10 protein-coding genes are annotated in these 11,161 nt (G+C 66.0%); 5 read left to right on the top strand and 5 right to left on the bottom strand.

The genetic code is table 11. The annotated features are described in order from the left end of the window. Window positions 1-45: 45 nt before the first annotated feature. Window positions 46-438 (bottom strand): heme-binding protein, encoded by a 393-nt coding sequence (locus tag R2K23_RS08040; RefSeq protein ID WP_316515858.1) that lies wholly within the window; start codon window positions 436-438, stop codon window positions 46-48. Window positions 439-1,028: 590 nt separating this feature from the next. Between R2K23_RS08040 and R2K23_RS08035 the strand changes: the two genes are divergently transcribed. The 3 genes from R2K23_RS08035 to R2K23_RS08025 are packed head-to-tail and all read left to right on the top strand — an operon-like array spanning window position 1,029 to window position 4,666. Next, window positions 1,029-1,454: an MmpS family transport accessory protein gene (locus R2K23_RS08035; protein ID WP_316515855.1), complete on the top strand. Its 426-nt coding sequence runs from the start codon at window positions 1,029-1,031 to the stop codon at window positions 1,452-1,454. Then, a complete protein-coding gene (locus tag R2K23_RS08030; protein WP_316515853.1) occupies window positions 1,451-4,333 on the top strand; it encodes an MMPL/RND family transporter in 2,883 nt (960 codons plus the stop codon). The genes R2K23_RS08035 and R2K23_RS08030 overlap by 4 nt, the downstream gene beginning before the upstream one ends. A 45-nt stretch (window positions 4,334-4,378) precedes the next feature. Next, window positions 4,379-4,666: a hypothetical protein gene (locus R2K23_RS08025; RefSeq protein ID WP_316515851.1), complete on the top strand. Its 288-nt coding sequence runs from the start codon at window positions 4,379-4,381 to the stop codon at window positions 4,664-4,666. 136 nt (window positions 4,667-4,802) lie between these two features. Here R2K23_RS08025 and R2K23_RS08020 read toward each other — a convergent pair whose 3' ends face one another. Beyond that, window positions 4,803-5,273: a DUF5078 domain-containing protein gene (locus R2K23_RS08020; RefSeq protein WP_316515849.1), complete on the bottom strand. Its 471-nt coding sequence runs from the start codon at window positions 5,271-5,273 to the stop codon at window positions 4,803-4,805. A 29-nt stretch (window positions 5,274-5,302) separates the two neighbouring features. Beyond that, complete coding sequence (locus tag R2K23_RS08015) at window positions 5,303-5,689, bottom strand: DUF732 domain-containing protein (protein ID WP_316515847.1); 387 nt, start codon at window positions 5,687-5,689, stop codon at window positions 5,303-5,305. A 77-nt stretch (window positions 5,690-5,766) separates the two neighbouring features. On the opposite strand from R2K23_RS08015, the gene R2K23_RS08010 reads away from it, so the two are divergent. Together R2K23_RS08010 and fdhD are read left to right on the top strand one after the other, a co-directional pair. Next, window positions 5,767-8,100 (top strand): FdhF/YdeP family oxidoreductase, encoded by a 2,334-nt coding sequence (locus tag R2K23_RS08010; RefSeq protein WP_316515845.1) that lies wholly within the window; start codon window positions 5,767-5,769, stop codon window positions 8,098-8,100. Next, entirely contained in the window at window positions 8,088-8,912 is an 825-nt protein-coding gene (fdhD, locus tag R2K23_RS08005; protein ID WP_316515843.1) for a formate dehydrogenase accessory sulfurtransferase FdhD, read from the top strand. The genes R2K23_RS08010 and fdhD overlap by 13 nt, the downstream gene beginning before the upstream one ends. Window positions 8,913-9,025: 113 nt before the next feature. Here fdhD and clpX read toward each other — a convergent pair whose 3' ends face one another. Further along, window positions 9,026-10,309, bottom strand: coding sequence for an ATP-dependent Clp protease ATP-binding subunit ClpX (gene clpX / locus R2K23_RS08000; RefSeq protein ID WP_316515841.1), 1,284 nt, complete (start codon window positions 10,307-10,309; stop codon window positions 9,026-9,028). Window positions 10,310-10,539: 230 nt separating this feature from the next. After that, a complete protein-coding gene (locus R2K23_RS07995; protein ID WP_316517132.1) occupies window positions 10,540-11,157 on the bottom strand; it encodes an ATP-dependent Clp protease proteolytic subunit in 618 nt (205 codons plus the stop codon). Window positions 11,158-11,161: the final 4 nt, after the last annotated feature.

Here is an 11,161-nt window from a genome sequence, read left to right as displayed (position 1 = left end):
GCCGCCACACACGGCAACCGCAGCCTCGACTACTTCTGAGCGAACTCAGCCGGCCATGAACACGTCATACGCGGCCGACAGCGATGGCGGCAGCGCCGAGACGTTGCACTGGCTCTGGGTCTCCCCGATGGGAGCCAGGATGCCCCGGAGTTCGTAATACTCCCCCGGGTTGGCGTTGAAGTACGCCCGCAGGTCCGCCTCGGCCTGAGCCGGGGCCTTGCCGCGCGCGGACGTCACGGCCTGGCTCGCGCCGGGGTGCCCGTCCAGATAGGACAGCGCCGAGGCGTGCACGTTGCTGACGGTGTTGGCGACGCCGCCGGGGCTGCAATCCGGTGCCGCCGAAGCGGTCGGGATCGCGACGACCGCCGCAACGGCTCCCCCGAGCAGAGCACCCGCTGAGATGCCGGCGACTCGGCTGATTCCACGGTTGAATTTCATGATCGTTGTTCCTCTTCGAGTGTTGCTTTCCCCGTCCCAAAAACCAAGGTACGTGCGCGAAATCGGCGCATCTCCGGGCGGAAAACACCCACGCGAACAGCGCGCGAACGTTACGTCCCCGCGGCGTGAGATGCGCCGCATTTCGCGCCCCGATGGGCCCGGAATTCACCGTGGGCGAACGGCTTTCTCAGAGAGCGCCCCCGATTCTTAGCGCGCCGTGATCTATGACCGATTCGTGACAGGCGCCGGCCCGGATCGCTTGGACGGTCTTCCACTGGATGCTCCAGCAAACTTCCCGGACGGGTAGGCCGAGGCGAAAGATCGCTGAATAGTGATTCAGATCACTATTCACCCGGCAGTGTGAGCTCCTCCGCTTTTCCCGCCAAGCTGCTCGTTGAACGCCCAGCGCAGGCCAAAAAAGGCGGCTGAAGTGGCGGAATGAGTCCAGTTGCGGTAATGGTGCCTACGATTCTCCTGCAACTCTGTTATATGGTCTAACGGGTCCGTTGACCGGGCTGTCTGCGGTGAATCATCGAAGCAAATACCGACGTAAGGGTGCATGTGGCACGGCCAACGGTGTGGGGAGTTCAATGTTCAGTCTGCTGAAGCGAGTCTGGATCCCCCTGGTGATCGTGATCGTCCTGGTGGTGGGTGGCCTGACGGTCTCCCGCATCCGAACCTTCTTCGGCGCCCAGGACGACATCGGGACCTCCACCCCCATCGAGGACACCGAGCCGTTCGACCCGAAGGTCGTCACCTATGAAATCTGGGGCAACGGGACCTACGCGGACATCAACTACCTCGACCTCGACGCCGAACCCCAGCGGGTTGACGGTGCAGGCCTGCCGTGGACGCTGCGGTTGGAGTCCACCTCGCCGTCGGTCTTCCCCAACATCGTGGCCCAGGGCGACAGCAGCTCGATCACCTGTCGGATCACCGTCGATGACGAGATCAAGGACGAGAAGACCACCACCGGCGTGAGCGCCCAGACCTTCTGCTTGGTGAAATCTGCATGAGTTCTCACGACGCACCCACCGATTCCTTCGGGGCGGTCCAGGGCGACACCCGTAGCCGCCTGGCGAGAACCATCCGCGCCCTGGCGGTGCCGATCATCCTCGGCTGGGTCGCGCTGATCGTCGTCCTCAACGTCTCGGTGCCGCAACTCGAGACCGTCGGGCAAATGCGTTCGGTGTCGATGTCGCCCGACGACGCGCCGTCGGTGATCGCAATGAAGCGCGTCGGCCAGGTCTTCGAGGAGTTCGACTCCAACAGCTCGGCCATGATCGTGCTGGAAGGCGAGGATCAGCTCGGCGACGCCGCCCACGATTACTACGACGAGATCATCGACAAGCTCGAGGCCGACTCCAAGCACGTCGAACACGTCCAGGACTTCTGGGGCGACCCGCTGACCGCCAGCGGTGCGCAGAGCCCCGACGGCAAGGCCGCCTACGTTCAGGTCTACACCGCCGGTAACCAGGGTGAGGCGCTGGCGAACGAGTCGATCGAGGCCGTCCAGGACATCGTCGCCAGTGTGGAGCCGCCGGCCGGCGTGCAGGCCTACGTCACCGGCCCGGCCGCGTTGGCGGCCGACCAGCAGATCGCCGGCGACCGCAGCCTGCGGATGATCGAGGCGCTGACCTTCGTGGTGATCATCACCATGCTGCTGTTGGTCTACCGCTCCATCACCACCGTGTTGCTCACCCTGGTGATGGTGGTGCTGTCGCTGATGTCGGCGCGCGGCGTGGTCGCGTTCCTCGGCTATCACGAGTTCATCGGACTGTCCACGTTCGCCACCAGCCTGCTGGTGACGCTGGCGATCGCGCTGTCGACCGACTACGGCATCTTCTTGACCGGTCGATATCAGGAAGCCCGCGGCGCGGGCGAAACCCGGGAACAGGCGTACTACACCATGTTCCGGGGCACCGCCCACGTCATCGTGGGCTCCGGCATGACCATTGCCGGGGCGATGCTGTGTCTGCACTTCACCCGGATGCCCTACTTCCAAACCTTGGGCGTCCCCCTCGCCATCGGCATGACGGTGGTGGTCGTCACCGGCCTGACCCTCGGTTCGGCGATCATCACCACCGCAAGCCGGTTCGGGAACCTGCTGGAACCCAAACGGGCCATGCGGGTGCGGGGTTGGCGCAAGATCGGCGCCGCCGTCGTCCGCTGGCCCGGTCCGATCCTGGTCGCCACGATCGCGCTGTCCCTGGTGGGTCTGCTGACGCTGCCGGGTTACATCACCAACTACAACGACCGCGATTACCTGCCGGACGACCTCCCCGCCAACGTCGGCTATGCGGCCGCGGATCGGCACTTCTCGCAGGCGCGGATGAACCCCGAATTGTTGCTGATCGAAAGCGATCGCGACCTGCGCAACTCGTCGGACTTCCTGGTCATCGACAAGGTCGCCAAGAGCATCTTCCGGGTGCCCGGCGTGGGCCGGGTGCAGGCCATCACCCGCCCGCAGGGCACTCCCATCGAGCACACGTCCATCCCGTTCCAGATCTCGATGCAGGGCGTGACGCAGAAGATGAACGAGAAGTACCAGCAGGACATGATGAGCAACATGCTCAAGCAGGCCGACGACATGCAGGCCACCATCGACAACATGGAAAAGATGCAGGGCATCACCGTGCAGATGGCCGAGACCACCCACAGCATGGTCACCAAGATGAAGACCATGACGTTGGACATCGCCGAACTGCGGGACAACATCTCGAACTTCGACGACTTCTTCCGGCCGATCCGCAACTACTTCTACTGGGAACCGCACTGCTACAACATCCCGGTGTGCTGGTCGATCCGGTCCATCTTCGACACGCTCGACGGCATCGACACCATGACCGACAACATTCAGGACCTCATGCCTGACATGGAGCGGCTGGACGAGTTGATGCCGCAGATGGTCGCGCTCATGCCGTCGATGATCGCGACGATGAAGAACATGAAGACCTACATGCTGACCATGTATCAGAGCCAGAAGGGCCTGCAGGATCAGATGTCGGCCATGCAGGAGAACTCGACCGCCATGGGCAAGGCGTTCGACGAGTCGAAGAACGACGACTCGTTCTATCTGCCGCCGGAGACGTTCGAGAACCCGAACTTCAAGCGCGGCATGAAGATGTTCCTGTCCCCGGACGGCCACTCGGTGCGCTTCATCATCAGCCATGAGGGCGACCCGATGAGCCCGGAGGGCATCAAGCACATCGATGCCATCAAGCTCGCCGCCAAAGAGGCCATCAAGGGCACCCCGCTGGAAGGCTCCAGGATCTATCTCGCCGGCACGGCCGCGACCTTCAAGGACATGCAGGAGGGCGCGAACTACGACCTGATGATCGCCGGTATCGCCGCGGCGTGCCTGATCTTCATCATCATGCTGCTGATCACCAAGGCGATCGTGGCCGCGGCGGTGATCGTGGGCACGGTGATCTTCTCGCTGGGTAGCGCTTTCGGCATCTCGGTACTCATCTGGCAGCACCTCATCGGGATCGAATTGCACTGGATGGTGCTACCAATGGCGCTCATTGTGCTTCTCGCCGTGGGCGCCGACTATAACCTGCTACTAGTGGCTCGAATGAAGGAGGAAATACACGCCGGACTCAACACCGGGATCATCCGAGCCATGGGTGGCAGCGGCTCGGTGGTGACCTCGGCCGGACTGGTGTTCGCGTTCACCATGATGTCCATGGCGGTCAGCGAACTGATCGTGATCGGCCAGGTCGGCACGACGATCGGGATGGGTCTGCTCTTCGATACCCTGGTGATCCGCGCATTCATGACGCCGTCGATCGCCGCCCTGCTGGGCAAGTGGTTCTGGTGGCCGCAGCGGGTGCGTCAGCGGCCCCTCCCCTCGGAGTGGCCCCGGCAGAGCGAAGAGCCCGCGTCGGTCTGACCGGCCCCGAACGCCCACGACGACATCAACGCAGGAGACACGCACATGATCTCGATCAAGACCTCTCTTTCCGCCTTCGCGGTGGCCGGAGCGCTGGCCGCGGCGTCGTTGGGACTCGGTGCCGCGGTGGCGATCGCCGGACCGGTGCCGCCCCCGCCGGTGCCCTCGCCCCCGCCCGGGGAGATCCCGCCGCACTGGGCCCCGCCGAAGCCCGCCGAGTTCTGGAACGGCGAACCCGTCGTCTGGATCTCGGGTTGGGGTGGCCGCTGGGGCATCTGGAAGAACGGCTACTTCATTCCGCTGACCTCCAACCCGGTCACCGGCGGCGGGTAGGCCCCCGCCCTCGGACTCCGCGAGCACCCTCCCCCGCAACCGGGCGAGGGTGCTCGTGCGTTTCAGCGCCCAACAAAAAACTCCGTGGGGCCGGCATCACGCCGGCCCCACGTGAGTTTCGTTGGTCTTCGAAGGCCTACAGCATCCAGGTCCACACCGTCGGGTCGGAGGCCGGGTACTCGTTGCAGACGTCGGTGGCGTGCGCCACGACACCCTTGTTGTTGAAGAACAGCTTGGCCCAGTTGCCCCACCGGGTCGCCATCTGCTCGTAGTACACGTTGGTCGCGGTGTTCTCCGAGTACTGGCGGCGGGCCGGGTAATCCAGCGAGAAGAACCAGTAGATCCGATCGCGGGCGCCCTGCTGAACGTCGAGGGGCCGGTTGTTGTAGTCGATCATGTAGCGCTCGTAGTACACCGGGCTGGTGTCGCGGGCCGCCGCCATGTACTGGTCGACGGTGCACGTGGTCTTCAGCATCCGATTCGGGATCGGATAGTTGTCCGTCGCGTCGGCACCGGCGAGGCCGGGCGTGGTCGCGAGCAGAGCGCCGGCGGCCAGCGCGCCCACTCCCGCGCGCAGCCAGCCCTTGGATCGTTTGCGATTGAACATCACGTCTCCAGACGGTCGAGAATGGACGGTCAGCCGACTTGCTCGGCAGGCAGGGCCGGCCCCGCGGGGTCAGCAGGCGGCGGCACGGGTTGCCCCGCGGCCTGCTGCAGGACGTACTGCTTGGCCGGGCAATAAATCGGGATCGCCAGACCGAGGAACTGCCAGGCCTGATCGGTGGTGCTGTCCCGGCTCAGCTGCTCCGAGACGAACTCCGCCGATGCATACGCGTCCTTGTCCAAACCGCGGTCAAGGCGCTTACAAGCAATCTTGGCGATCCAGGCGTTGTAGTCCTTCTGCCCGTAGATGCCGTGGATATGCAGCGCATTGGTGAAGTCGGTATCCGGATCGGCGTTCGCCGGCGCGGCCAAACCCAGTGCCACAGCAACAGCGGCAAACGCAATCGTGACTGCCTTCATGGTGGATATCTTAGCCTGCCTAATGCATGCCCGCGGCTGTAACCCGGTCGGTTTGCAATGCTGCTTAGGCTGGAGTCATGACGACCTCCGAGCATTCCCACGTCAACGCCGATTTCGACGAACATGACGTCGTCATCACCGACCGCGCCGGCGAGGCCGCGGGGGTCAAGGCGGTGTGGGTGGCGCTGCGCCGCGGCGTCGAACAGATGGGATTGCTCCGCACGGCGACCACGCTGGCCCGGCTCAATCAGCGACACGGGTACGACTGCCCGGGCTGCGCGTGGCCCGAGGAGCCCGGCGGCCGCCGGCCCGCCGAGTTCTGCGAGAACGGCGCCAAGGCCGTCGCCGAAGAGGCGACCAAGCGCACCGTCGGCCCGGAGTTCTTCGCCCTGCACTCGGTCGCCGAGTTGGCCCGCAAGCCCGAATACTGGCTGTCCCAGCAGGGCCGCCTGACCCATCCGATGGTGCTGCGGCCCGGCGACACCCACTACCGACCGATCACCTGGGACGAGTCCTACCGGTTGATCGCCGAACATCTCAACGCGCTCGAGCACCCCGACCAGGCGGTGTTCTACACCTCCGGCCGCACCAGCAACGAGGCCGCGTTCCTCTACCAGCTGCTGGTGCGCAGCTTCGGCACCAACAACCTGCCCGACTGCTCGAACATGTGCCACGAGTCCTCCGGGACCGCGCTGACCGAATCGATCGGCGTGGGCAAAGGCTCGGTGAGCGTCCTCGATCTCGAACACGCCGATTGCATCCTGATCGCCGGTCAAAACCCGGGGACCAACCACCCGCGGATGCTCTCGGTGCTGGAGAAAGCGAAGGCCAACGGCGCGAAGATCATCGCCGTCAATCCGCTGCCGGAGGCGGGGCTGATGCGATTCAAGGATCCGCAGAAGGTCCACGGCGTGGTCGGTCACGGCGTGCCCATCGCCGACGAATTCGTGCAGATCCGCCTCGGCGGCGACATGGCGCTGTTCGCCGGCCTGGGCAAGTTGTTGCTCGAAGCCGAGGACCGCGCCCCGGGGACGGTCCTCGACCGGACCTTCATCGATGCGCACTGCGCCGGATTCGACGATTACGCCGCACAGACCCGCGCCGTGGACCTCGACACCGTCACCGAGGCCACCGGCATCCCCCGCGCCCAGCTCGAGCGCGTGGCGCAGATGCTGATGGCCTCGGAGCGCACGGTCTTCTGCTGGGCGATGGGGCTGACCCAGCACCGGCACGCCGTGGCGACCATCGGCGAGGCCACCAACGTGTTGTTGTTGCGCGGCATGATCGGCAAGCCCGGCGCCGGCGTCTGCCCGGTGCGCGGGCATTCCAACGTGCAGGGCGACCGGACGATGGGCATCTGGGAAAAGATGCCCGCGGAGTTCCATGACGCCCTCGACGCGCGGTTCGGCATCACCACACCGCGCGAACCCGGAATGGACACCGTCGAGGCGATCCGCGCCATGCGCGACGGCCGGGCCAAGACGTTTGTCGCGATGGGGGGCAACTTCGTCTCGGCCTCCCCCGACACCGAGGTCACCGAGGCCGCGCTGCGCAATTGCGAGCTCACCGTGCAGGTTTCGACGAAGCTCAATCGCAGCCACGTGGTGCACGGCCGCACCGCGCTGATCCTGCCCACCCTGGGCCGCACCGACCGCGACGTGCAGGCCAGCGGCAAACAGCTGGTGTCCGTGGAGGATTCGATGTCCATGGTCCATCTGTCGCGCGGGCGGCTGCGCCCGGCCAGCGACGAGTTGCGCAGCGAGGTCGCCATCGTCTGCCAGCTGGCCCGCACCCTGCTGGGGCCTGAGCACCCGGTGCCCTGGGAGTCGTTCGTCGAGGACTACGACCGGATCCGCGACGCGATCGCCGACGTGGTCCCGGGATGCGCCGACTACAACACCCGGGTTCGCCAACCCGACGGCTTCCAGCTCCCCCACCCGCCGCGGGACTCCCGCGAATTCCCCACCGTCACAGGCAAAGCCAACTTCGCGGTCAATCCGCTCGAGTGGGTGCCGGTGCCGCCGGGACGGCTGGTGCTGCAGACCCTGCGCAGCCACGACCAGTACAACACCACCATCTACGGCCTCGACGACCGCTACCGCGGCGTCAAGGGCGGGCGCCGCGTGGTGTTCGTCAACCCCGCCGACATCGCCGCCCTGGGAATCCCGGACGGCGCCCGGGTGGACCTGGTCTCGGAGTTCACCGGCGCCGACGGGGCTCTGCAGGAGCGGCGCGCCGCCGATTTCCTGGTGGTGCCGTTCGCCACCCCCCGGGGCAACGCGGCGGCCTACTACCCGGAAACGAATCCGCTGGTTCCGCTGGATCACACCGCGGCCAAGTCCAATACGCCGGCGTCCAAGGCCGTCGTGATCCGGTTGGAACCCGCGACGGGGTCGGCATGGGCCGGGTAACCACTCGGCGGCGGATCTCGCATCTGACCTCCGAGCAGATCACCGAGCGTCCCGACACGCTGGTGGTCGAGGAGCCGTTGGAGATTCGGCTGAACGGCACCGCGCTGACGGTCACCATGCGCACGCCGGGGTCGGACGTCGAACTGGCGCAGGGTTTCCTGCTGACCGAAGGCATCATCGGCGACCGCGACGACGTTGCCACGGTGCGGTACTGCCGCGGCGAGGTCGATGGCGCCAACACCTACAACGTCCTGGACGTCACGCTGGCGCCCGACGTGCCGGCGCCCGATGTCGACATGCGCCGCAACTTCTACGCCACCTCGTCGTGCGGGGTGTGCGGGAAGGCCGCGCTGGACGCCATTGCGACGGTCAGCCGCTACGGCCCCGGCGACGACCCGACGGTGATCGACAGTGCCGTCGTCGCCGGCCTACCCGAACAACTTCGGCGCGCGCAGAAGGTCTTCGCGAGCACCGGCGGACTACACGGCGCGGGGCTGTTCACCGCGGCCGGTGAACTGCTGGTGGCCCGCGAGGACATCGGCCGGCACAACGCCGTCGACAAGGTGCTCGGCTGGGCCGTCGAGCAGAACCGGATCCCGCTGACGGGCACGGTGCTGCTGGTCAGCAGCCGGGCCTCCTTCGAGCTGACGCAGAAGGCCGTCATGGCCGGGGTGCCGGTGCTGGCCGCGGTGTCGGCGCCGTCGTCGCTGGCGGTGGACCTGGCCCGGCAGTCGGGGCTGACGCTGGTGGCGTTCCTGCGCGGCGACTCGATGAACGTCTACAGCCGGCCCGACCGGATCAAGCACAGCTGAGCCGGGGCCGGATCGGCGCTCCCGGGCCTGGCCGGCTCGCGGTCCCGGGCCGAAAATGCACTCAGGGTCGTGACCCCGGCGGGATCACGACCCTGTGAGCAATCTCGAGTCGGCTAGGCGCTCTTCTCGCGCCGCTCGGCACGCGACGGCTTGCGCGGCACGATGGTCGGCAGCACGTTGTCCAGCACGGTCTCCTTGGTGACCACCACCTTGGCGACGTCGTCGCGGCTGGGGATGTCGTACATCGCCGGCTGCAGCACCTCTTCCATGATGGCGCGCAGGCCACGGGCGCCGGTGCCGCGGTGAATCGCCTGGTCGGCGATCGCCTCCAGGGCCTCCGGGGTCATCTCCAGCTCCACGCCGTCCATCTCGAACAGCCGGGTGTACTGCTTGACCAGGGCGTTCTTCGGGGTGGACAGGATCTGGACCAGCGACTCCTTGTCCAGGTTGGTCACCGAGGCCACGACCGGCAGCCGGCCGATGAACTCCGGGATCAGCCCGAACTTGATCAGGTCCTCCGGCATCACCTCGGCGAAGTGATCCTGGGTGTCGATCTCGGCCTTCGAGTGCACCTCGGCGCCGAAGCCCAGGCCGCGCTTGCCGACGCGGTCCGACACGATCTTCTCCAGGCCCGCGAACGCACCCGCCACGATGAACAGCACGTTGGTGGTGTCGATCTGGATGAACTCCTGGTGCGGATGCTTGCGGCCACCCTGCGGCGGCACCGAGGCCTGGGTGCCCTCGAGGATCTTCAGCAGCGCCTGCTGGACACCCTCACCGGAGACGTCGCGGGTGATCGACGGGTTCTCGCTCTTGCGGGCGATCTTGTCGACCTCGTCGATGTAGATGATGCCGGTCTCGGCGCGCTTGACGTCGTAATCGGCGGCCTGGATCAGCTTGAGCAGGATGTTCTCGACGTCCTCGCCGACGTAGCCGGCCTCGGTCAGCGCGGTGGCATCCGCGATGGCGAACGGCACGTTGAGCATCTTGGCCAGCGTCTGGGCCAGGTAGGTCTTGCCGCAACCCGTCGGGCCGAGCATCAGGATGTTGGACTTGGCCAGCTCGACGGTCTCGGCGCGGGAGTCCCGGCCACCCTTCTCGCCGGCCTGGATGCGCTTGTAGTGGTTGTACACGGCCACCGCCAGCGTGCGCTTGGCGGTGTCCTGCCCGATCACATAGCTCTCGAGGAAATCACGGATCTCGGCCGGCTTCGGCAGCTCGTCGAGCTTGACGTCGTCAGCGTCGGCCAGCTCCTCCTCGATGATCTCGTTGCACAGATCGATGCACTCGTCACAGATGTATACGCCGGGGCCCGCAATGAGCTTCTTGACCTGCTTCTGACTCTTTCCGCAGAACGAGCACTTCAGCAGATCACCGCCGTCTCCGATGCGCGCCATAGTGGTGGTGTCCTACTTCCTGTAGCCGAATGTCGGTAGGTGTTGATCCCGACGCTACCCGCTGGACCCGAGTACGGGCGACCGATGAAGCGAATAGCGCCGTTGGTATTCCTGTGTGGCACGAAACATATCGCCTTGGGCGCTCCGTCGCGTGCGCAACGCGCTGCCGTGTCCCTGGCGTGTCGCCGCGGTTACCCGTTTGGGATGCGTGCCACGGACCCGCCCGGCGGTCAGGCCGTCTGCGCCGAGAGCTTCCGGTACTCGAGCACCGTGTCGATGATCCCGTACTCCTTGGCCTCCTCGGCCGTCAGGATCTTGTCGCGGTCGGTGTCCTTGCGGATCTGCTCGGGCGTCTTGTTGGTGTGGCGGGCCAGGGTGGTGTCCATCAGGGTCCGCATCCGCTCGATCTCCGCGGCCTGGATCTCGAGGTCGGAGACCTGGCCCTGGATCGCTCCGCCGACGGCCGGCTGATGGATCAGCACGCGGGCGTTCGGCAGCGCCATCCGCTTGCCCGGGGTGCCGGCGGCCAGCAGGACAGCCGCGGCCGAGGCCGCCTGGCCGAGGCACACCGTCTGGATGTCGGCCCGGACGTACTGCATGGTGTCGTAGATCGCCATCAACGAGGTGAACGAGCCACCCGGGGAGTTGATGTACATGGTGATGTCACGGTCGGGATCCAGCGACTCGAGCACCAGCAACTGGGCCATGATGTCGTTGGCCGAGGCGTCATCCACCTGCACGCCGAGGAAGATGATGCGCTCCTCGAAGAGCTTGTTGTACGGGTTGGATTCCTTGACGCCGAAGCTCGAGTGCTCGATGAACGACGGCAGGATGTAGCGCGACTGCATCGGA

The organism is Mycolicibacterium sp. MU0050 (assembly GCF_963378085.1).
Taxonomy (GTDB): domain Bacteria; phylum Actinomycetota; class Actinomycetes; order Mycobacteriales; family Mycobacteriaceae; genus Mycobacterium; species Mycobacterium wendilense.
The sequence above is the reverse complement of the archived record's forward strand: the minus strand, read 5'-3'. Positions and strand labels throughout refer to the sequence as shown.